Genomic DNA, 23,194 nt, shown 5'->3' on the forward strand with positions numbered 1-23,194 from the left:
TGTTGTCCTAATAAACTCGATTAGGATTTTTTATTAAGCCTATTTCATAGCAAAGTAAGCCCGTACTTTTGGTGCTACTTGCATTCCGAAGAGTTCAATAGCTCTCAGGACTTGGTCATGGGGCATGGAACCAAGCGGTAAATGGAGCATGAAGCGGTCCAAACCTAAGTCTTCAATCATGCGAATCAATTTTTCGGCCACCTGATCTGGATTGCCCACAAACATAGCACCATTTGGCCCAACTTGCTCCAAATATTGCTCATAACGCAATTCCTGCCAGTGCGGACGATCTTTAGAAATAGCATCCACCACTTGCTTGGTCGGATGGAAATAATCTTTCACCGCCTGCTCGCCATCCTCAGCAATCCAACCCCAAGAATGAGCTCCAACCTTTAGTTCCTGACTGGCATAGCCCGCTTCGCTCCCAATCTCACGATAAGCCTGAATCAACTTTTTAAAATAACGCGGATTGCCACCAATAATGGCATAGACAATCGGTAGGCCTGCCTGAGCAATCTTCACTGTTGATTCGACATGACCACCTGTCGCTATCCACAAGGGTAAGTTGTCCTGAACTGGACGAGGATAAACTTCTTTACCAGCAATCGTTTGAGTCAATCGACCTTGCCAGTCTAGCTTGGTCTTTTCATTGACTAACTGAAGCAAGTCTAATTTCTCATCAAAAAGGGCTTCGTAGTCTTTCAAATCATAGCCAAATAGAGGAAAAGATTCCGTGAAAGAACCCCTTCCAGCCATAATCTCTGCACGTCCATTTGACAAAGCATCGATAGTAGCATATTGTTGGAACAAGCGAATCGGATCCATGCTCGAGAGAATGCTGACTGCGCTGGTCAAACGGATTTTCTTGGTATTGACTGCCCCAGCTGCCAGGACAATCTCTGGAGCTGATACCGCAAAATCCGCTCGATGATGCTCACCAATCCCATACACATCCAAACCAACCTTGTCAGCCAGCTCAATCTCTGCCACCAACTGACGAATGCGTTCGGCATGACTGTAAGTTTGCCCAGTTCCTTCAAGCTCCGTTGTTTCCCCAAATGTTGAAATTCCCAATTCTACCACAGTGATTCTCCTTGTTTACCTCTGTCCTTCAATTTGAAAAATTATTCTAACATGAATCTTGAGTACAAGCAACCAATTTGCTCACAAGAAAAAGCCTAGATAACTAGACTTTTTTAGCTTATTCTACCGTTACTGATTTAGCAAGGTTACGTGGTTTGTCCACATCAAGGCCACGGTGGAGTGTTGCAAAGTAAGCGACTAATTGCGTTGGTACAACCATTGAGATTGGTGAGAGGTAAGGGTGCACAGTCGTAAGGACGATATCATCTGTCTCTTTGGCTACATTTTCTTCTGCTATAGTAAGGACTTTGGCACCACGGGCTGCCACCTCTTGGATATTTCCACGAGTGTGGTTGGCAAGGACTGGATCTGACAAGAGGGCCAAGACAGGCGTTCCTTCTTCAATCAAGGCAATAGTTCCGTGTTTGAGTTCTCCTGCTGCAAAGCCTTCACACTGGATGTAAGAAATCTCTTTGAGTTTGAGACTTGCTTCCATGGCTACATAGTAATCTTGACCACGTCCGATGTAAAAGGCGTTACGAGTTGTTTCAAGAAGATCACGAACCTTGTCTTCGATGGTTTCTTTCTCTGAAAGAGTTGATTCGATAGACTGAGCTACGATTGACAATTCATGAACCAGGTCAAAGGCTTGCGCTTTGGCATTGCCATTTGCTTCTCCAACTGCTTTTGCAAGGAAGGCAAGGGCTGCGATTTGCGCTGTATAAGCCTTGGTTGAGGCTACGGCAATTTCAGGTCCTGCATGAAGAAGCATGGTATGGTTAGCTTCACGAGAAAGAGTTGAGCCTGGTACGTTTGTCACTGTCAAGCTTGGGATTCCCATTTCATTAGCCTTAACCAAAACCTGACGGCTATCCGCTGTTTCACCAGACTGACTGATAAAGATGAAGAGTGGTTTCTTGCTGAGAAGTGGCATACCGTAGCCCCACTCAGATGAGATTCCAAGTTCAACTGGCGTATCTGTCAATTCTTCCAGCATTTTCTTAGAAGCAAATCCTGCGTGGTAAGATGTCCCAGCTGCAAGGATGTAGATACGGTCTGCGTCTTGAACAGCCTTGATGATAGCTGGGTTTACTACTACTTGACCAGCCTCATCTGTGTAGGCTTGGATTAACTTACGCATCACTGTTGGTTGCTCATCGATTTCCTTGAGCATGTAGTAAGGATAAGTTCCCTTACCGATATCTGACAAATCAAGCTCAGCAGTGTAGCTAGCACGCTCACGACTGTTGCCATCATAGTCTTGAACTTCCACACTATCCGCCTTGACGATTACCAACTCTTGGTCATGAATTTCCATGTATTGATTGGTCTCACGAATCATAGCCATGGCGTCTGAGCAGACCATGTTATAGCCTTCTCCAAGACCAATCAAAAGTGGTGATTTATTCTTCGCTACGTAGATGACTTCAGGATCTTGTGAGTCAACCAAGGCAAAGGCATAAGAACCACGGATGATGTGAAGAGCTTTTTTGAAGGCTTCAAGAACTGATAAGCCATCTTCTTCCACAAATTTTCCAATCAAGTGAACGGCAATTTCAGTATCTGTTTGCCCCTTAAAGTGGTGACCTGCAAGGTATTCTTCCTTGATTTCAAGGTAGTTCTCAATTACCCCGTTATGCACCAAGACAAAACGTTCTGTCTCAGAGCGGTGTGGGTGAGCATTGTCTTCCGTTGGTTTCCCGTGAGTAGCCCAACGAGTATGTCCGATACCAGTCGTTCCCTCAACACCAGCTGTCTTAGCAGACAATTCTGCAATACGACCAACAGCCTTGACTAGATGGTTTTCAGCACCACCTAGGACAAAAAGCCCCGCAGAATCATAGCCACGGTATTCGAGCTTTTCAAGCCCTTGAATCAAAATATCAGTTGCATTTGTGTTTCCAACAACACCAACAATTCCACACATAGTATATACGACACAGACCAGCTGTGCTTTCTCCTTAAAATTGGTATAGTCTAATTCCTCTTTTATAGAATCAGCAAAAACAGTATATACTTGTTTCTTTCACTTGTCAAGAGTAAAAATTGGTATAGTTCACATTAACTTCTTGTAAACAAAAAACTCTGACCAATTAGGATAATCAGTCAGAGTCCTTTTTAAAATCCATTATTGTCGCTTAATTCCTTGAACCAGTGCCCTGATTTCTTCAGACGACGTTCTTGCGTTTCCAAGTCTAATTCAACCAAACCATAGCGATTTTTATAGCTGTTGAGCCATGACCAGCAATCAATAAAGGTCCAGATTAAGTATCCTTTACAGTTGGCTCCATCTTCAATAGCACGGTGAAGTTCACGAAGATGACCTTTTACAAAGTCAATACGGTAATCATCTTGAATCATTCCATCTTGACGGAATTTTTCTTCCCCTTCAACACCCATACCATTCTCAGTCAACATCCACTCAATATTGCCATAATTCCCCTTGATATTTTGGGCAATGTCATAAATCCCCTGCTCATAAATCTCCCAGCCACGATGAGGATTGATTTTACGTCCAGGCATCACATAAGGCTCATAAAAATGTTCTGGTAAGAGTGGACTCTCTGGATGCTTAGCAAATCGAGGAGCCATAACACGCAAAGGTTGATAGTAGTTGACACCAAGGAAGTCCACCGTATTGTCACGAATGAGATTCAACTCATCCTCTGTAGCATCAGGCAAGAGACCGTATTCATGTAAGATTTCTACCAACTCCTGTGGATAAGTCCCCAAAACAGACGGATCTAAGAAAGATTGGGTCTGAAAAAGGTCCGCAATACGAGCAGCCTTGACATCAGCAGGATGCTGGCTACGTGGATAAGCCGGTGTCAAGTTTAAGACAATCCCAATCTTGGAATCTGGCAAAAGTTCATGACAAGCCTTAACCGCCCGACTGCTGGCCAATTGTGTGTGATAAGCTACTTTAACCGCCGCTTCTGCATCCACCTTATGTGGATAATGGGCATCGTAAAAATAGCCAAACTCTACAGGAACAATGGGCTCGTTAAAGGTAATCCATTGATCCACTAAATCACCATAAGTCTCAAAACAAAAACGAGCATAGTCTTCATAAGCTGAAACTGTCGCCTTATTTTCCCAACCATCACCAGCTTCTTGAAGAGCAAAAGGCAGATCAAAATGGTAAAGATTGACTAAAAGACGAATCCCCTTAGCCTTAATAGCCTCAAAGACCTTACGATAAAAATCCACACCTTGAGGATTGACTTTTCCACGCCCTTGTGGAAAAATCCGTGACCACTGAATAGAAGTCCGAAAGGCTGTGTGACCAGTTTCTAACAGTAGCTCAATATCCTTTTCCCAATTTTCATAAAATGTCGATGTCTTATCTGGACCAATTCCATTATAGTAGCGATTTGGCTCCACTTGGTACCAATAATCCCAGAGATTCTCTCCCTTACCGTCACCAGCTATACGTCCTTCTGTCTGCGGCCCAGAAGTAGAGGATCCCCAGACAAAATCCTTTGGAAATCTTAGCATACATTTACCTCTTTATCTACTCATTTTTCCCATTATACAGAAAAAACAAGGTAAAAACTAGTTACATTTTTTCCTTGTTTTTCTTCTGATTATAGTTTTTATTTCTCGCTGAGAATTTCAAGCGTTTCGAGCAAGTTATCTGCATGAACTTCGATGGTGTCACCAGTCGCTTTAATCTTAACTTCTACGATGCCATCGGCTGCTTTCTTCCCAACAGTGATACGAATCGGCAATCCAATCAAGTCGCTATCGCTGAATTTAACACCAACACGTTCGTTACGGTCATCTGTCAAGACTTCGTAACCAGCTCCCATCAAGCTTGCTTCAAGATTTTCTGTCAAGGCTTGCGCTTCTTCGTCCTTGACATTAACAGTAATCAAGTGTACATCAAATGGCGCCAATTCTTTAGGGAAATTGATTCCCCAAGCGTAACGATATTCACCTTTTGGCGTTTTGTTAACAAAGAGGCGAGCGTGTTGCTCCATCACAGCTGAAAGGAGGCGGCTGACACCGATACCGTAACATCCCATGATGATTGGCACAGCACGGCCATTTTCATCCAAAACATCTGCTCCCATGCTTGCTGAATAGCGAGTGCCGAGTTTGAAGATATGACCAATTTCGATACCACGCGCAAAGTTAAGGACACCTTGTCCGTCTGGAGAAATTTCACCCTCACGAACTTCACGGATATCCACATATTCTGCAGTAAAGTCACGACCTGGGTTCACACCAGTCAAGTGGTAGCCATCTTCGTTAGCACCGACAACTGCATTGCGAACATCTTGCACCTTACGGTCTGCAATGATTTTAACATTCTCTGGCAAACCAACTGGGCCAAGTGAACCAAAACCTGCTTGAACAAGATTCGCCACTTCTTCTTCGCTAGCAACGTCGAAGAAATCTGCTCCCAAGTGGTTTTTCAACTTGACTTCGTTGAGTTGGTCATTTCCAACTAGAAGGGCTGCAACAAGCTCACCATCTGCCTTGTAGAAGAGGGTTTTAATCGTTTGTTCTTCTGGAACATTGAGGAAGGCTGCAACTTCATCGATTGATTTAACATCTGGCGTTGCAACACGAATCACTTCCTCTTCCGCGACAACACGGTTGCTTGATTTGTACTCGTTTGTTGCCATTTCCAAGTTAGCAGCATAGCTAGATTCACTTGAGTAAGCAATAGTATCTTCACCAGAAACCATCCATTTGAGCAATTCTGCCTTGATTTCTTCTTGCACTTCTGCAGGAATTTCATCAAATGATGCAACTGACTTGTCCAATACAACCCAGCGGTCAAGGTCTGTACGAGCAGGTGTAATGGCCATAAATTCTTGGCTGTCCTTACCACCCATGGCTCCACCGTCACCAATGATAGCCTTGAAGTCTAAACCACTACGAGTGAAAATACGCTCATAAGCAGCCTTGTACTCATCATAAACACTATCCAAGCTATCATAGTTAGCGTGGAAGCTGTAGGCATCTTTCATGATGAACTCACGTGTACGGAGAAGTCCATTACGTGGACGTTTTTCATCACGATACTTAGGTTGGATTTGGTAAAGGTTAAGTGGCAATTGCTTGTAAGACTTAACAGAATCACGGACAATAGCTGTAAAGGTTTCTTCGTGAGTTGGACCTAGGATAAAGTCTGATTTTTCACGGTTTTTTAGTTTGTAAAGGTCTTCACCATAAGTTTCGTAACGACCTGATTCGCGCCACAATTCTGCACTAAGAAGGGCTGGAGCCAACATCTCAACGGCACCAATCTTGTCGAATTCTTGGCGCATGATATTTTTAGCTTTTTCAATCACACGGTTGGCAAGTGGTAGGTAAGAATAAACACCTGCTGAGACTTGACGAACATAACCAGCTCGCAACATAAGAGCGTGGCTGATAACTTGAGCATCGCTTGGCATTTCGCGAAGCGTTGGGATAGGCATTTTACTTTGTTTCATAATATTCCTCGATTATCTAAAAAAGAGTCGCATAATGTCATTCCAGGTCACAGCAATCATCAAGACAACCATGATGACCACTCCGGCCAAGGTGACATAGGTTTCAATTTCTTGTTTCAATGGTTTGCGGCGAATGACTTCCAGGATATTGAGCACAATCTTACCACCATCCAGGGCTGGAATCGGAATAAGATTAAAAATCCCAATATTGATGGAAATGATTGCCAAGAAGTACAAGACATTCTCAATTCCATTTTTAGCAGCATCACTACTTGCCTTAAAGATGGCAACAGGTCCACCTAGCTTGTTCAAATCCGGTTGGAAAATCAAATTTTTCAGAGCTGATAGAATTCGGAGGGCCGAGTCAGCAGCAGTTGTAAAACCACCTACAAACATGGATAGAAAATCTGACTTAATCCCCGGTTGAACACCTAGAAGATATAGACCTTGACTTTCTTCCGGAGTAACCGTAACTTGTTTGTCACTACCCTTTTCAGAAATAGTCACATCCAAGGTCGGAGCCGTCTTATCTTTGGTTTCTGATTCCACAGCCTGAATCAAACTTTCCCAGTTGCTAATCTCATGTGAGCCAATCTTGGTAATCTGAGCCGTTTCTGGTACTCCCACCTTAGCCAAAGCACCTTGGGGCATAACATGGAACTGGTTGGTATCAACATCTCTGACACCACCCTGCATAAAGATTAAAATCCAAAAAACAACGACACCTAAGATAAAGTTATTCATAGGTCCTGCAAAGTTGGTAATCAGTTTGCCCCAGATAGTTGCATTTTGATATTGAACATCCAAGGGAGCAATCCGAACCTCAGTACCATCTGCTTCCACAACCGTCGCATCGTGATCCACTGCAAATGTTTTTTCTTCTTCCAGAACCAAGCCCTTGATAAAAAGCTTGTCTTCAAAGTCAAACTGAGTCACCTGCATAGGGAGGGCCGTTTGATCCAACTTTTTACCAGAAAGATTGATGCGTTTAACCTTACCGTCATCAGTAAGGGTCAAACTGACAGGAGTTCCTGTCTTGATTTCAGTTGTGTCATCACCCCAACCAGCCATACGGACATAGCCACCCAGAGGCAAGATTCGGATGGTATAGGCCGTCCCATCCTTGCCAATATGAGCAAAGATCTTGGGTCCCATGCCAATGGCAAATTCACGCACTAGAATTCCTGATTTCTTGGCAAAGTAGAAGTGTCCGAACTCGTGCACCACTACAATAATCCCAAAAACCAGAATAAAGGTTAAAATTCCGAGCATAGTATTTCCTCCGTCTTTTGATTAAAAGAGTCCAAACAAGTGCATGATTGGAAATACAAGCAACATACTATCGAAACGATCCAAAACACCACCATGTCCAGGGATAAATTTACCAGAATCCTTGACACCAAAGTGACGCTTGATCGAACTTTCTAGTAAATCACCAAATTGTCCAGCAATGCTAAAGAAAATAGCAAAGACTGACATCTTGTAAATTCCATACGGAAGAGCAACTGTTCTGTCAAACATCATAAAGATGATGGTTACTAAAATAGCACCTAAAATACCACCCAAGGCACCCTCAAAGGTTTTATTTGGAGAAACTGTCGGAGCTAACTTTCGTTTACCATAGTTCATCCCAACAAGATAGGCACCACTGTCTGTCGCCCAGACGATACACAAGGCTAATAGTGCCTTATCTAAACCTGCAATTCTAGCATCTAATAGAGCATTAAAACCAAAGCCCACATAGAAACTCATAGCAAGAGGGAAAACAGCGTCCTCAATCGTATAAGACTTGCTAAAAACAGTCGTTCCTAACATAATTGAAATCAAAACACTATAAGCAACCACATTCCCATCAACTGGCAAAAAAGTCAGGTAATTCTCCAAGGGAATGGTCAAAGCAAAGGTTGCAAAGAGGGTCAAGAGGCCCTCCATGGTCATGGTCTCTAGACCTCTCATCTTCAAAAGTTCATGCATGGCTAGCATGGCTATGATTCCAATTGCTATCTGAAGCAAGAGGCCCCCAATCATTAAAATTGGTAGGAAAATAGCCAGGGCAATCCCTGCAAACAAGGTTCTTTTCTGTAAATCCTGTGTCATATTTCCTCCTAAACTCCTCCAAATCGGCGATGACGACGATTGTAGGCAAGAATGGCTTCCTGCAAGGCCGCCTCGTCAAAATCAGGCCACAAGGTGTCCGTAAAATAGAGCTCACTGTAGGCTCCCTGCCATGGAAGGAAATTGCTCAAACGCAATTCTCCACTAGTACGGATAATCAAGTCTGGGTCTCGTAACTCCTTAGGCAAATGCTGGGTGAAGAGATAGTTGCCAATCAATTCCTCTGTGATGTCACCTGGGTTGATTTTGGCATCTAACACATCCTGGGAAATCAACTTAAGAGCCTGTGTAATCTCAGCACGTCCACCATAGTTGAGGGCAAAATTAAGAATCAAACCTGTGTTGTTCTTAGTCAATTCCTCAGCCTTGGTCAGAGCTTCAAAGGTTTGCTTAGGCAGGCGGTCTGTCTCCCCAATCATTTGAATCTTAACATTATTCGCATGTAGTTCTGGAACATAATTATCATAAAACTCTACTGGCAAGTTCATGATAAACTTGACTTCCTGATCTGGACGGGTCCAATTTTCCGTAGAAAAAGCATAGACCGTAATCACCTTAACGCCCAGTTTGTTGGCTGCCTTGGTCACAGTTTGCAATGCTTCCATGCCCGCCTTGTGTCCGAAGACTCGCGGTTGCATACGTTTTTTAGCCCAACGACCATTGCCATCCATGATGATGCCGATATGAGCAGGAACCTGTGTCGGAACCTCTACTTCCACAGCCTTATCTTTCTTAAAAAATCCAAACATGATCTTATTCCTATTCAAAAATCTATCGTTTCATTATACCATATTTCCCTATTTTCTTCTATCACTAAGCTATTTATTCTCAGGCACAAAGCCCATTTTTCAAAAAAAGGCTCTATAATATTTGTAGTGGGTAAATCCCCTATGGATCTTATGGAACCTATTTTGTTGTAGAAAAAAAGTCCCATATGACCTATAATGAAAAGCGACTAAACAACTCATTAGAAAGATTCATATGGAACAATTACATTTTATCACAAAACTACTCGATATTAAAGACCCTAATATCCAGATTCTAGACATCATCAATAAGGATACACTCAAGGAAATCATCGCTAAACTGGATTACAATGCCCCATCTTGTCCTGATTGTGGACATCAAATGAAGAAATATGACTTTCAAAAACCGTCGAAAATTCCTTACCTCGAAACGACTGGTATGCCTACTAGAATCCTCCTGAAAAAGCGTCGATTCAAGTGCTATCATTGCTCGAAAATGATGGTCGCTGAGACTTCTATCGTCAAGAAAAATCACCAAATTCCTCGTATTATCAACCAAAAAATTGCGCAAAAGTTGATTGAAAAGAATTCTATGACCGATATTGCCCATCAGCTTTCCATCTCAACTTCAACTGTCATCCGCAAGCTCAATGACTTCCGTTTTAAGTCTGATTTTTCTTACCTCCCTGAGATTATGTCCTGGGACGAGTACGCCTTTACAAAGGGAAAGATGAGCTTTATTGCACAAGATTTTGACAAGCTCAACATTATCACTGTTCTTGAAGGCAGAACACAGGCTGTCATCCGAAATCACTTTCTTCGTTACGATAGAGCAGTCCGATGTCAGGTGAAAATCATTACTATGGATATGTTTAGTCCCTACTATGCCTTAGCTAAACAGCTTTTTCCAAACGCTAAAATCGTGTTGGATCGTTTCCATATTGTCCAACACATGAGCCGTGCTATGAGTCGTGTGCGTGTCCAAATCATGAATCAGTTTCATCGAAAATCCCATGAATACAAGGCTATCAAGCGTTACTGGAAGCTCATTCAACAGGATAGTCGTAAACTCAGCGATAAACGTTTTTATCACCCTACTTTTCGCATGCACTTGACGAATAAAGAGATTTTAGACAAGCTTCTGAGCTATTCAGAGGACTTGAAACACCACTACCATCTCTATCAACTCTTGCTTTTTCACTTTCAGAACAAGGAGGCAGACAAATTTTTCGGACTTATTGAGGACAATCTTAAGCAGGTTCATCCTATTTTTCAGACTGTCTTTAAAACCTTCCTCAAGGATAAAGAAAAGATTGTCAACGCCCTTCAACTACACTATTCTAACGCCAAATTAGAAGCAACCAATAATCTCATCAAACTTATCAAACGCAATGCCTTTGGTTTTCGGAACTTTGAAAATTTCAAAAAACGGATTTTTATCGCTCTGAACATCAAAAAAGAAAGGACGAAATTTGTCCTTTCTAGATATTAGCTTTTCTTCAACCCACTACAGTTGACAAAGAGCCCAAAAAAATAAGTCGCCTGATTGGGCGACTCTATTTTTTATAGGGAGATTATTATGAAAAAGTTTTAGGAGTTTAAGTTAAGGTCTTCTTAACTTATGAACTTAGTATACACTTCCTAGCTTAAAGTTTCCTTAAGTATTTTTAAAAATCAAATTTTTCCATTTCTCCTGCCAATTTTTCTTGGATAGACGTGTTCGATAAAGTTCCATTCGGTCTTCATTTTCTAAGAAATGAGGAGTTGGACGAACTTGAAAATTCAAAATATCCTCCAAACCATAAGGTGCATAGAGCTCAAAATCCAATTCTTCATTCAAGCGCAGTCCAACTGCCGTACACCGTTCTGGATACTTACTCATAGCATCACGAGAACTGGTATAGGGAGAAGTGTGAGGACTGTGCTGGTGCATATAGACCTGATTTTTCAACTCCCACTGGTACTGAGGAAAGTCCTCTCGCAGTTTTTTCTCTAGGGACAAGGTTTCCTCGTAAGAAATATCTGGATCAAAGAAAATTACATCTACATCTGTTTCACAGTCAAAAGGAGATTTGTCTGACAAGAGATTCCAGATAAAATTTCTGACAGAACCTGCTGCCAACCAGGAATCTGTCAACTCCAAGTTTCGGATGACAGTCAGAATAGCCATCATATCCGGATTTTCTCTAAAAGCCTCTAGAATTTCTTGCTCATTTTTCACTATATTCATAACCTAAGTGCTCATATGCCTTAGCAGTCGCCACCCGTCCAGACCGCGTCCGCATGATAAAACCTTTTTGAATCAAGTAAGGCTCATACATATCTTCAACTGTCTCACGTTCTTCTGCTATGTTAACAGAAAGAGTTCCTAATCCGACAGGACCACCACCGTACATCTCAATCATGGTGCGAAGGATTTTTTGATCCACATAGTCCAAACCTTCGTGGTCAACATCCAGCATGGTCAGAGCCTTATCGGTAATAAGATCATCGATAACCCCATTCCCCATTATCTGGGCAAAATCGCGCACGCGCTTGAGGAGACGATTGGCAATACGGGGAGTTCCACGACTACGCAAGGCCAACTCAGATGCTGCCACATGGGTGATTTCCATCTCAAAAATATCTGCAGTCCGCTCGACAATTTCTGTCAAGTCAGCATGGGCATAATACTCCATATGACCTGTGATCCCAAAACGTGCCCGTAGCGGATTGGAGAGCATACCAGCCCGAGTCGTCGCACCAATCAAGGTAAAAGGTGGTAACTCCAAATGAACACTGCGACTGCCTTCACCAGCCCCAATCATGATATCAATGTAGAAGTCCTCCATGGCACTATAAAGCACCTCTTCCACCGACATGGGCAAGCGATGAATCTCATCAATAAAAAGGACATCCCCAGGCTCTAAGTCATTCAAAATCGCTACTAGATCTCCGGCTTTTTCAATGACAGGCCCAGACGTCTGTTTGAGATTGACACCCAGTTCGTTGGCAATAACAAAAGCCATGGTCGTTTTTCCCAAGCCTGGAGGGCCAAATAAGAGGACATGATCCAGCGCTTCATCCCGCATTTTGGCAGCTTCAATAAAGATTTGGAGCTGATCCTTGACCTTATCCTGTCCAATATATTCACGTAAGTACTGAGGACGGAGCGTACGTTCTACTAACTCCTCATCCCCCATTATCTCATTGTCTAAAATTCTACTCATGGCTCTATTATATCAAAAATCCAAGCCACAAACAAAAAAGCCACCTGATTGGGTGACTCCTGAGTTTAGCACTTATGTGGTATAATATTATACGGCACTTCAACACCGCCTACGAAAGGAGGTGAGATAGCCCATGATGGAATTAGTACTCAAAACTATCATCGGACCAATTGTGGTCGGTGTCGTTCTTCGATTAGTCGATGAATGGCTAAACAAGGACAAATAGTGTCAAAAAAGACCCCTAGCTTATTTGGACGTGAGCTTGGGGTCTTTTCTAGCCCATGATATAGAACTAGTACTCAATTCCTTCTTATTATCCCATAGTTCACAAATTTTGTCAAAGGTTTATATTCTCGGCTTTTCAAGCTTTAACCGCTGTACAACAATATGATGACTCACTCCTCGACAACCAAGAACATTATTAAAGTAGTTCTAACCCTTCAATTCACAGACGCTTGCAATCAATTTGAGGTTGAAGTAACAACAAACCTATTTCTTAGTCATATTCGCTAAAAAGATCCCCGCCAATTCCCCGACCAAAATCCGAAAAATATCTGAAAATGATTTTTAGAATAGTCCCCAAAAGCCTGAAATAGAGCCAAAAAAATCCACCTGATTGGGTGACTCCCGAGTTTAGCACATATGTGATATAATATTTTACGGCACTTCTACACCGCCTGCGAAAGGAGGTGAGATAGCCCATGATGGATACAATACTTAAAACTATCATCGGACCAATTGTGGTCGGTGTCGTTCTTCGATTAGTCGATAAATGGCTAAACAAGGACAAATAGTGTCAAAAAGACCCCAAGCTTAATGTGGAAGTTAGCTTGGGGTCTTTTCTAGCCTATGATATAGACACAATACTTAATTCCCTTTTATTATCCCATAGTTCACAAAATTTGTCAAAGGTTTATATCTTCATCAATTCAGCTTCTCCAACTTTAGAATCTGTCCAATAAAGTTTATAAGATTAAGTAAAAGTTATCGGAAAATGATGTTTAAAATAGTCCCCAAAAGCCTGAAATAGAGCCAAAAAACTCCACCTGATTGGGTGGAGTTAAGGGAGATTATTATGAAAAAGAAAAGTTTAGGATTTTATTAAATAAAGTTAGGAGGTCTTTATTTAATAACTATATGATACAAGACGAAGCTTAAAACTAGCTTAACTTTTCTCAAATTCTACCATTTTTAAAAAAATTTCTATCAGCATCACCTACCCACGAAAAAAGCCACCTGATTAGGTGACTTCATTAGGAGATTATGATGAAAAAAGTTTTAGGATTTCATTAAATAAAGTTAGGAGGTCTTTATTTAATAACTATATAATACTAGACCATCCTTAAACTTTGCTTAAGAATAAACAAGTTTTATTATTTTTCTCTGTTTATCCAAGTCATTCCTGTACAATCATAGGTAGATAAGGTTTCAAAGCCCATAAAACGATAGAATTCCAAGGTTCTTTCTGTCTCTTCTGTCACCAGCTGGACTTGATAGGCATCTTTGTAATCTTTTAAAGCCTCTTTCATCAAGGAGCTACCAATCCCTTGGCGCTGATAGCTAGGCAAAACAATCAAATCTTGTACAAAAACTGATGAAAATCCATCTCCAACCAAACGAATCAAGCCCACCACAGCATCGCCATCAAGCGCCAGATAAATTACTAATGAATGAGACAAGGCCTGCTCCAGCATCTGAGGTTGATGGGTATAATTTGTCCAACCGACAGCCTGATAGAGATGCAAAACATCCTCTAGCTTGACAATTTCTTGCTTTTTAATAGTAATCATCTCAACACCTCTTAAAGCTCTCTCAAGCTCTTGTACTGTTGTCCATTTTTATCAAAGTTTTCAGGACGCAACCATATTTCCAAACGAGCTTTGATTTTTGGCCAGTCCTTATCAATCATAGACAACCAATCCGTATCCCTCGTACGCCCCTTATAAATCACTGCCTGACGGAAGGTTCCTTCATAAATAAAGCCCAAACGTTCCGCTGCTCGTCTTGATGGCAGGTTAAGAGCATCGCATTTCCACTCATAACGACGATAGTTTAGGTCTTCAAAGACATAGCGAGCCAGTAGATACTGAGCTTCTGTTCCTATCCGTGTGCCTCTTAGCTCTGGAGAAAAAGTGACAGCTCCCACTTCTATTACTCGGTTATTCTGATCAATTCGCATGAGGGAAAAAGTTCCCAAAGCCTTACCAGTTGCCTTGTCTACAATCGCATAGTAAAAGCGGTCCTTACGAGCCAACATCTGATTTAAAAGGCTAACCAGTTCCTCCATATCTGCCACTGGTTCCTGAAAGAGGTAGGTCCACATCTCCCGAGGAGTATCTGAACCATAAACAGCTAATAAATCCTCCGCATGCTTTTCCACTGAAAGAGCTTCTATTCGAGCATAACGCCCTTCTAAGAAATCAATAGAAGGCAATTCACCTGGTGTATAACCTTCCATTGACTCCCCAATCATCTGACCATATTCATTTACTGGCATAGCTTTCTCCTTGTTTCACTTATTGAATATAGTATAACATATCTCAATGAAAATTTTAGGAAACACTTGGTTTTCTATTCAATAATGCAAACTCCTCTTATAAAAATCATCCATCCACTTTATAGAGGAATAATCAAATATGGGAACGAGTGAGTTAATTCCCCTTATGCTTCTCTCTATTTTTTACTGTTTGTATTCAAATTTCTCTTGTTTTAGTGTTTGCTTTTGTAGACTGGACTACCAACCAGAACTGTGTTTTTATCTTAGTTGGGACTATTATAGTACGGTTCAGCACTATCTACAAATTCTTCAGATGTGTATCAAAAAAATTTATCGTAGCAAACCAAGAGTCTACACTTTCTTTCATTAATAAGCGCCAATCTTTTCTATAACGATGATTCGGTTGATAAGCAATCGTCAACATATGCCCTGTTTCATGGTATTTTTTAAACAAAATGGATTCCCCTTTATAATGTGAAATGATATCATCTATCGCGGATGATGCATTCCATATTTCATCAACATCGCTTCCTAGTAATAATAAAGGAGAGGAAATTTTACTCACATCAATCTGAGCCCTACTATCTTCAGGAATATGTTTTCCAAAAAACTTGTTTAACAGATAATTTCCTAACTGAAATTTTTGATACGGAAGTTCTTTTTGTAAATATGTCCAAGAAGATGAATGAGAGTTGAGTTTTCCCTTTATTCCCTCAAATATTACATTTGAGGGGGAATTGAGTACCAAACATTGCACATCTTTCAAAATACTTTGTCCAGCCAGAACAAGTTCTGCTCCTTTAGAGCGACCATATATTCCTATTTTTGTATTATCAACTTGAGGATGATGATATAGAAAATCTTTCGCCTCCTCCAGACATTCTATTGGAATTCGTTCTAAATTTTGGGGTAATCCCTCTAAACCAAAATAAGCTATCGCAAGACAAATATAGCCTCTTGAAGATAAAAGTTGGGCAATATTCTGAGCTTTTTCAATTCTTCCCTCACTACCACTAACAATAATCACGGCTGGCGCCCTTCTTAACTTTTCATCATAAAATAATCGACCTTGAAAATGCTTGTCATAGATATCTTGATATCTTACTCCTAGATTCATATAACGCCTTACAAAACTTTGCTCCGCGACCACATCTTTCCCTAGCCTGATTTTAATTTCAACACCAAAACAATCTCGTAATGGAATTCTATCAAGAGAACTCGGTAATCTCCTTTTCCTATTCTTCAACGGTTTCGCATTAAAGAATAATCCCATTTCTGAAATCCCTTTATAAGATCCCGAAATAGATGCTGTCTGAGAGGTATCAATCATACCGTCCTGATCAGATAAAAAAATTGCGGTTGATTTCCATATAACATCATGATCTAAAAGCAAGGGAGCATTTATACAGTAATAATCAGACAGGTACATTTCTACACAATACATTGCCCTTGGTTCTAAACCATTAATAGCAATATAAAAAGATTCATCCGCTAAATCTGTTTGTGAAATCAGTTCTATGTTTACAGTCATATCTTCTCCTTTTTGTTAATTTGCTTAACAATTATATTTGAAATTTACCGTGACTTTTACCACGGTAATTCTCCCCACACCTTTTCAATATCATCCATCAATTTCACAACTGTTTTAAGTTCCACCTCGCTATAGTTGTTTAAAACTGAAAAGATTGATTTTTCAATATATGCTTGTTGCTCCTTATGGATTTTAAAAATTTCGATGCCTTTTTCAGATAATCTCAAATATTTATTTTTCCCATTATTCGGATCAAAATCAAAAACAACTAAATTTTTTTGAAGCAATCTTCTAACACTTTGAGTTATTGCACTTCTCGAAACTTCTAATAATTCAGATAATTTTACTAGATTCAAGGGCTGATTTTTTCCAATCACAACAATCAAATGTACCTCATTCAACGTAATGGATTTGTCAACACCACTTTTATGTTGATTTTTTTTTAACTGGTCAAACGCTAAAATAAATCTATTGAAACGATTATTAAATGCAATAAATTCTTTTTTATCCATAATCTCTCTTTTCTTTGTTAATCATATTAACAAAATAGAAACTTCCTGTCAAATAAAAAATCCTCCAGATTCTACTCTGAAGGATTCCTATCTTATTTCACAACAATATTAACCAATTTAGTTGGCTTCAATAGTCCAGTGGACTATTGAAGGTGGCAGATAGAGCTAATAAACTCGTTATTTAACGACGATATTAACGAGTTTGTTAGGTACTGCAATCACTTTCACGATTTCCTTACCGTCAATTTCTGCTTTGACTTTTTCATCAGCGAGAGCAATCTCTTGCAATTCTTCGCGTGATAGGTCTTTAGCGACCATGAGTTTGGCACGAACTTTTCCTTTGATTTGGACAACGATTTCGATTTCGTCTTCAACCAATTTGCTTTCGTCCCATGTTGGCCAAGCGACATAAGAAATTGATTCACCTGTTGCTGCCACTGTTTGCCAGAGTTCTTCTGCCAAGTGAGGCGCAAATGGGGCGATCAATTGGATAAAGCCTTTAGCGTAGTCCACATAGAGCTTGTCTTCCTTGTTAGCGGCGTTGACAAAGACCATGAGTTGGGCAATAGCTGTGTTGAATTTCATAGACTCGATTTGCTCTGTGACAGCTTTGACTGTTTCATTGTAGACCTTGTCAAGAGTGCCATTGTTTTCCGCAACGATTTCTTTACTTGTAATCAAACGGTAAACACGGTCAAGGAACTTACGGCTTCCTTCCAGACCTTCTTCAGACCAAGCGATTGAAGCATCAAGTGGGCCCATGAACATTTCATAGACACGAAGAGTATCGGCACCGTATTGTTCCACTACGTCATCTGGGTTAACAACATTCTTGAGTGATTTAGACATCTTGGCTGGTGCTTGCTCCAACTCCTCTCCTGTTTCCATATGGAAGAAGGAACCATCACGTTTTTCAACCTTGTCAGTCGCCACAAGAGCCCCACGGTGGTCACGGTAGCTTGTTCCCAAAATCATCCCTTGGTTAAAGAGTTTTTGGAATGGTTCCTTAGTTGGAACGACACCGAGATCATAGAGGAATTTATGCCAGAAGCGAGCATAAAGCAAGTGAAGTACAGCATGCTCTGCACCACCCACGTAAATATCTACTGGCAACCATTGTTTGAGGAGATCCTCATCAGCCAATTTCTCAGTATTGTGCGGGTCAATATAGCGAAGGTAGTACCAGCTTGAACCAGCCCACTGTGGCATGGTGTTGGTTTCACGACGACCCTTGACGCCATCTTCACGAGTTACTTCAAGCCATTCTGTCAAGTTAGCTAGTGGACTTTCCCCTGTACCTGAAGGGCGGATGTCCTTGGTTACAGGCAAGACCAGTGGCAATTCACTCTCAGGGACGGCTGTTGAAGTCCCATCTTCCCAATGAATGATAGGAATTGGCTCACCCCAGTAACGTTGACGGCTAAAGAGCCAGTCGCGGAGACGGTAGGTCACCTTCTCCTGACCACAGCCTTTTTCTTCCAACCAAGCCACAATCTTAGCAATTGCGTCTTCTTTGTTGAGTCCATCTAGGAAGTCTGAATTGACATGAAGGCCATCTTCTGTGTAGGCAACTTCTTCAACATTTCCACCTTCAAGCACTTCGACGATTGGAAGGTCAAATTGTTTGGCAAATTCCCAGTCACGTTGGTCATGGGCAGGTACGGCCATAACAGCACCTGTCCCGTAACTAGCAAGAACATAGTCCGCAATCCAGATTGGGATTTCCTTGCCATTGACAGGGTTGATGGCATAAGCACCAGTCCAAACACCAGTTTTTTCCTTAGCAAGGTCGGTACGAGCCAGATCAGACTTGAGACTAGCTTGGTGTTTGTAGTCTGCTACAGCCTCTGCTTGCTCTGAACTTGTGATGGCATCTACTAGTTCATGCTCAGGAGCCAAAACGGTGAAGGTCGCACCGAAAAGGGTGTCCGGACGAGTGGTAAAGACGGTGAATTCCTTGTCTGTTCCCTTAACTTTGAAGGTTACATTGGCACCAGTTGATTTACCAATCCAGTTGCGTTGCATGTCCTTGATAGACTCTGGCCAATCCAACTCATCCAAGTCATTAAGCAAGCGCTCTGCATAGGCCGTGATTTTAAGCATCCATTGACGCATCGGTTTGCGGACAACAGGATAGCCACCACGCTCAGAAGTTCCATCAGGAAGAACTTCTTCGTTTGCGATAGCTGTTCCCAATTCCTCAACCCAGTTTACTGGTACTTCCGCTTCATAGGCCAAACCTTTTTCATAAAGCTTGGTGAAAATCCATTGCGTCCACTTGTAGTAGTTTGGATCTGTTGTGTTGACTTCACGATCCCAGTCATAAGAAAATCCAAGCGCATTAATTTGGCGTTTGAAGTTGGCAATATTTTCCGCTGTAAATTCTGCTGGATCATTACCTGTATCCATAGCGTATTGCTCTGCAGGCAAACCAAAAGCATCCCACCCCATTGGGTGAAGTACGTTGTATCCTTGCGCACGTTTGTAACGGCTGAGGATATCGGTTGCAGTATAACCTTCTGGGTGTCCTACGTGCAGACCCGCTCCAGACGGATAAGGGAACATATCAAGAGCATAAAACTTCGGTTTTGAAGCATCTGTTCCTGTCTTAAATGTATGATGTTCTGCCCAGTAGCCCTGCCACTTAGGCTCAATTTCTTTATGATTGTAAAAACTCATGGTCTCTCTCCAATTTTGTGATGTTACTATTATACCATTTTTGAGAGAATTTGAAAGACGAGAAATGTTCTTTTAGACTTGGATAGCAAGAAAGACTGAATCGCAAATCCAGCTTATTTAGCAGTACAAAAAATTAACTCACACATGGAGCTAACTTCTATCAATTATTTTTATCCTCCATCTTCTCCCGTCCTAGTTGTCGGTAACTACGGTCACCGACAACTTCAACGCTAAACTGGCCGTCCTCATATTCAAGGATCGTTACGCTACCATTATCGAGACCATGCGGATGCATGCCATTAATCAGATAAACAATGGTTCCAATGGTCATTCCATGGCTGACAACGAGAGCGTTGCCCCCACCTTGTTCTCCCATTTCTTTGGCAATCGCTTCAAAACCTTCCTTAATTCGGCCACTGAGTTTTTCCCAGCCTTCAGCCCAACCAGCTGTATCGACCTCTACCAAACCCTCAGCCAGTTCAGCATAAGATAATTGGTGAACGTGGTCCACATTAAAGATACGAGGAATAATGCCCATGAAAAGATCACCATCATAAGCTCCGTCAAAGCTACCAAAACACCATTCTCTGATACGCTTGTCCATGCGATAAGGGATTTTTCCCTGCAAGCCAAGTTCGTCAAGGATAATTCCCATTGTCTGAATGGTGCGACCAGAATCACTCGAATAAGCACGCTCAAACTGCAGACCAGATTCTCTCAAACCGATTCCTAACTCTTGAATCCCTCGCTCACCTTCAGCTGTTAAGGGAGTATCGCTCCAACCTTGCGCGCGACCAATCGTGTTAAACATAGTCTTGCCATGACGTACCAAATACAATCGTACTTTTACCATTTTCCGTCCTCCGTTTGCTTCTATTATATCATGGATGATAAAACAAAAGCCACCCATACAGGCGACTTTTGCAGGAGATTATTATGAAAAAGTTTAGGAGTTCTATTAAATAAAGATATTAGATGAAAATCAAATTCAAACTAAATCAGAGTTATCTGTTTCAAATAATATTAGGAGGTCTTTATTTAATGATTATAGTATACACATCCAACCTTAAATAGAGCTTAAAATTTCTCCTATTTTCTTAATTTTTAAAACTATGAATTGGTGCTGGGATTTGTCCTCCACGAGAGATGAAATCAACAGACGAAGCCCCATTGACCTTCATAACAGGTGCAGTACCTAATAGACCACCAAATTCAATCATATCGCCTTCTTTTCCTTTTGGAATGATACGAACAGCTGTTGTTTTCATGTTAATGACACCAATTGCCGCTTCATCTGCAATCATAGCCGCAATGGTTTCAGCAGGTGTATCCTCCGGAATGGCAATCATATCCAAACCAACAGAACAGATAGCCGTCATAGCTTCTAGTTTTTCCAAATTAAGAGAACCATTTTGCACTGCAGCAATCATTCCTTCATCCTCTGAAACAGGGATAAAGGCACCAGACAAACCACCAACTTGGTTGCAGGCCATAACTCCTCCCTTCTTAACTTGGTCATTCAAGAGAGCCAAGGCAGCCGTCGTTCCATGCGTACCAACTGTTTCTAGCCCCATTTCTTCAAGGACACGTGCAACAGAATCTCCAACCGCAGGAGTTGGCGCCAAACTCAAGTCCACAATACCAAACTTCACACCCAGTCTCTCACTGGCCATTTGACCAACCAATTGACCGATACGAGTAATCTTGAAGGCAGTCTTCTTGACCGTTTCGGCTACTACGTCAAAGCTCTCTCCACGAACTTTTTCCAAGGCACGCTTCACCACACCAGGACCAGAAACTCCGACATTGATGATAACATCTGCTTCCCCGACACCATGGAAGGCACCCGCCATAAATGGATTGTCCTCAACAGCATTAGCAAATACAACCAACTTAGCTGCACCCATATCAGATAAATTAGCCGTTTCCTTGATAATACGTCCCATATCTGCTACAGCCGTCATATTAATACCAGACTTGGTTGAGCCAATATTGACTGACGAGCAGACCTTGTCCGTTTCAGCCAAAGCACGAGGAATAGAATTGATGAGAATCTCATCTCCCTTTTGATAACCCTTTTGTACCAAGGCAGAGAAGCCACCGATAAAGTCCACACCAATCTCTTTCGCAGCCTTATCGAGTGCTTTTGCCAGAACCACATAGTCTGTCGCATCTGTCGCTGCCCCAATCAGAGAAATGGGTGTCACCGATACACGCTTATTAACGATTGGAATTCCCAACTCCGCTGCAATTTCATCCCCAACTGCTACTAAATTAGCTGCCTTGGTCGTAATCTTTTGATAAATTTTCTCCGCAGCACGATTGATATCCGGATCGATACAGTCCAAAAGGGAAATCCCCATGGTAATAGTTCTGATATCGAAGTTTTGCTCCTCAATCATGGCAATGGTTTCAGTAACTTGTCTAATATCCATATACACCTCCTAGATATTATACATAGCTTCGAAAATGGCAGCACTCTGAATATTGATTTTTACATTCAAAGTTTCCCCAAAGGCTTCAAACTCATTACGAAGATAGGTAAAATCTTGCTTTTCATCACTAGAGACGACAGCCATCATCGTAAAATATTCATCCAAAACAGTTTGAGAGATATCATCAATATTCAAACCCAATTCTGCAATTTTACCAGAAACACCTGCAACAATTCCAGATTTATCTTTACCAACAACAGTTATAATCGCTTTCATAAGCAAACTCCAATTCTTCTTTTAATAGGAAACCTGAACATTAAACAGGATTCTTTTCAAATAGTATAGCATAATTCTAACTAAAATACTCAAAAACGCCTGCTTACGAAGTTGTTCTTAAGAAAAAAACAATTTCGTAAACAAGCGTCTACTATCCCAACTTATGATGAGTGTTCCCGCTAGGACCGAGATCCTAGCGGTAGACCAGAGCTAGACTAAGAGCACAAGACTCCATCATCATAACACTCAACAAAATTGATGATTTTATACTAATTCGATGATCGCCATTGGCGCTGCATCACCACGACGTGGTTCAGTTTTAAGGATACGAGTGTATCCACCGTTACGTTCAGCATAACGAGGTGCGATTTCTGAGAACAATTTTTGAAGTGCTGTAGTAGAAGTGTACTTATCAGTTGCTTCATCATAGTTTTCAGATGCGATTTCATTACGTACGAAAGCAGCTGCTTGACGACGTGCATGCAAATCACCACGTTTACCTAGAGTAATCATTTTTTCAACAGTTTTACGGATTTCTTTAGCACGAGCTTCAGTTGTCACGATTGATTCGTTGATCAAAAGGTCAGTTGTCAAATCGCGAAGCATCGCTTTACGTTGTGAGCTAGTGCGTCCTAGTTTACGGTAAGCCATGTATTCCTCC

At 41.4% G+C, this 23,194-nt stretch carries 21 protein-coding genes; 3 read left to right on the forward strand and 18 right to left on the reverse strand.

The window, feature by feature from the left end; translation table 11 throughout:
- Positions 1-39 precede the first annotated feature (39 nt).
- From CYK16_RS02260 to CYK16_RS02290, 7 genes are all read right to left on the reverse strand, one after another.
- On the reverse strand, positions 40-1,083 hold the full coding sequence (locus CYK16_RS02260) for an LLM class flavin-dependent oxidoreductase (protein ID WP_060805198.1): 1,044 nt from the start codon (positions 1,081-1,083) through the stop codon (positions 40-42).
- A 118-nt stretch (positions 1,084-1,201) separates the two neighbouring features.
- Positions 1,202-3,010, reverse strand: coding sequence for a glutamine--fructose-6-phosphate transaminase (isomerizing) (gene glmS / locus CYK16_RS02265; protein ID WP_060805199.1), 1,809 nt, complete (start codon positions 3,008-3,010; stop codon positions 1,202-1,204).
- A 191-nt stretch (positions 3,011-3,201) separates the two neighbouring features.
- Complete coding sequence (gene bglA, locus CYK16_RS02270) at positions 3,202-4,581, reverse strand: 6-phospho-beta-glucosidase (RefSeq protein ID WP_060805200.1); 1,380 nt, start codon at positions 4,579-4,581, stop codon at positions 3,202-3,204.
- A 98-nt stretch (positions 4,582-4,679) separates the two neighbouring features.
- Complete coding sequence (locus CYK16_RS02275; RefSeq protein WP_060805201.1) at positions 4,680-6,533, reverse strand: proline--tRNA ligase; 1,854 nt, start codon at positions 6,531-6,533, stop codon at positions 4,680-4,682.
- Between the two features lie 12 nt (positions 6,534-6,545).
- Positions 6,546-7,805, reverse strand: coding sequence for an RIP metalloprotease RseP (gene rseP / locus CYK16_RS02280; RefSeq protein ID WP_060805202.1), 1,260 nt, complete (start codon positions 7,803-7,805; stop codon positions 6,546-6,548).
- A 21-nt stretch (positions 7,806-7,826) separates the two neighbouring features.
- Positions 7,827-8,630 (reverse strand): phosphatidate cytidylyltransferase, encoded by an 804-nt coding sequence (locus tag CYK16_RS02285; protein ID WP_000189852.1) that lies wholly within the window; start codon positions 8,628-8,630, stop codon positions 7,827-7,829.
- 8 nt (positions 8,631-8,638) lie between these two features.
- Complete coding sequence (locus CYK16_RS02290) at positions 8,639-9,397, reverse strand: isoprenyl transferase (protein WP_000466722.1); 759 nt, start codon at positions 9,395-9,397, stop codon at positions 8,639-8,641.
- Positions 9,398-9,629: 232 nt separating this feature from the next.
- Here CYK16_RS02290 and CYK16_RS02295 point away from each other — a divergent pair, with 232 nt between their 5' ends.
- Entirely contained in the window at positions 9,630-10,886 is a 1,257-nt protein-coding gene (locus tag CYK16_RS02295; protein ID WP_101776609.1) for an ISL3 family transposase, read from the forward strand.
- Positions 10,887-11,051: 165 nt separating this feature from the next.
- Here the strand turns inward: CYK16_RS02295 and CYK16_RS02300 are convergent, their stop codons facing one another.
- Positions 11,052-11,624, reverse strand: a complete 573-nt coding sequence (locus CYK16_RS02300) for a nucleotidyltransferase family protein (protein ID WP_060805955.1) — start codon at positions 11,622-11,624, stop codon at positions 11,052-11,054.
- On the reverse strand, positions 11,605-12,603 hold the full coding sequence (gene ruvB, locus CYK16_RS02305; protein WP_081094076.1) for a Holliday junction branch migration DNA helicase RuvB: 999 nt from the start codon (positions 12,601-12,603) through the stop codon (positions 11,605-11,607). Before ruvB ends, CYK16_RS02300 begins: the two co-directional genes overlap by 20 nt.
- 133 nt (positions 12,604-12,736) lie before the next feature.
- Between ruvB and CYK16_RS02310 the strand changes: the two genes are divergently transcribed.
- Positions 12,737-12,829: a type I toxin-antitoxin system Fst family toxin gene (locus CYK16_RS02310; protein ID WP_081094075.1), complete on the forward strand. Its 93-nt coding sequence runs from the start codon at positions 12,737-12,739 to the stop codon at positions 12,827-12,829.
- Between the two features lie 475 nt (positions 12,830-13,304).
- The gene (locus tag CYK16_RS02315; protein ID WP_000969509.1) at positions 13,305-13,397 is read left to right on the forward strand and encodes a type I toxin-antitoxin system Fst family toxin; all 93 of its coding nucleotides are present in this window, start codon (positions 13,305-13,307) and stop codon (positions 13,395-13,397) included.
- A gap of 579 nt (positions 13,398-13,976) precedes the next feature.
- Here the strand turns inward: CYK16_RS02315 and CYK16_RS02320 are convergent.
- The 9 genes from CYK16_RS02320 to rplQ all read right to left on the reverse strand — a co-directional run bounded on the left by CYK16_RS02320 (position 13,977) and on the right by rplQ (position 23,184).
- Positions 13,977-14,393: a GNAT family N-acetyltransferase gene (locus CYK16_RS02320; protein WP_060805953.1), complete on the reverse strand. Its 417-nt coding sequence runs from the start codon at positions 14,391-14,393 to the stop codon at positions 13,977-13,979.
- A gap of 11 nt (positions 14,394-14,404) precedes the next feature.
- Complete coding sequence (locus CYK16_RS02325; protein WP_001144923.1) at positions 14,405-15,100, reverse strand: GNAT family N-acetyltransferase; 696 nt, start codon at positions 15,098-15,100, stop codon at positions 14,405-14,407.
- Positions 15,101-15,398: 298 nt separating this feature from the next.
- A complete protein-coding gene (locus CYK16_RS02330; protein WP_060805952.1) occupies positions 15,399-16,631 on the reverse strand; it encodes an acyl-CoA thioesterase/BAAT N-terminal domain-containing protein in 1,233 nt (410 codons plus the stop codon).
- Between the two features lie 56 nt (positions 16,632-16,687).
- A complete protein-coding gene (locus CYK16_RS02335) occupies positions 16,688-17,143 on the reverse strand; it encodes a MarR family winged helix-turn-helix transcriptional regulator (RefSeq protein WP_060805951.1) in 456 nt (151 codons plus the stop codon).
- Between the two features lie 177 nt (positions 17,144-17,320).
- Entirely contained in the window at positions 17,321-19,822 is a 2,502-nt protein-coding gene (leuS, locus tag CYK16_RS02340) for a leucine--tRNA ligase (RefSeq protein WP_101776610.1), read from the reverse strand.
- 160 nt (positions 19,823-19,982) lie between these two features.
- Positions 19,983-20,675 carry a histidine phosphatase family protein gene (locus tag CYK16_RS02345; protein ID WP_060805949.1) on the reverse strand — a complete coding sequence of 231 codons (693 nt, stop codon included), beginning with the start codon at positions 20,673-20,675 and terminating at the stop codon, positions 19,983-19,985.
- 244 nt (positions 20,676-20,919) lie between these two features.
- Positions 20,920-22,257 (reverse strand): PFL family protein, encoded by a 1,338-nt coding sequence (locus tag CYK16_RS02350; protein ID WP_060805948.1) that lies wholly within the window; start codon positions 22,255-22,257, stop codon positions 20,920-20,922.
- A 9-nt stretch (positions 22,258-22,266) separates the two neighbouring features.
- On the reverse strand, positions 22,267-22,533 hold the full coding sequence (locus CYK16_RS02355; RefSeq protein WP_020901855.1) for an ACT domain-containing protein: 267 nt from the start codon (positions 22,531-22,533) through the stop codon (positions 22,267-22,269).
- Positions 22,534-22,797: 264 nt separating this feature from the next.
- Positions 22,798-23,184 carry a 50S ribosomal protein L17 gene (rplQ, locus tag CYK16_RS02360; protein WP_000331493.1) on the reverse strand — a complete coding sequence of 129 codons (387 nt, stop codon included), beginning with the start codon at positions 23,182-23,184 and terminating at the stop codon, positions 22,798-22,800.
- Positions 23,185-23,194: the final 10 nt, after the last annotated feature.

This window comes from Streptococcus oralis subsp. dentisani, assembly GCF_002860905.1.
In the GTDB taxonomy this organism is placed as follows: Bacteria; Bacillota; Bacilli; order Lactobacillales; family Streptococcaceae; genus Streptococcus; species Streptococcus oralis_BA.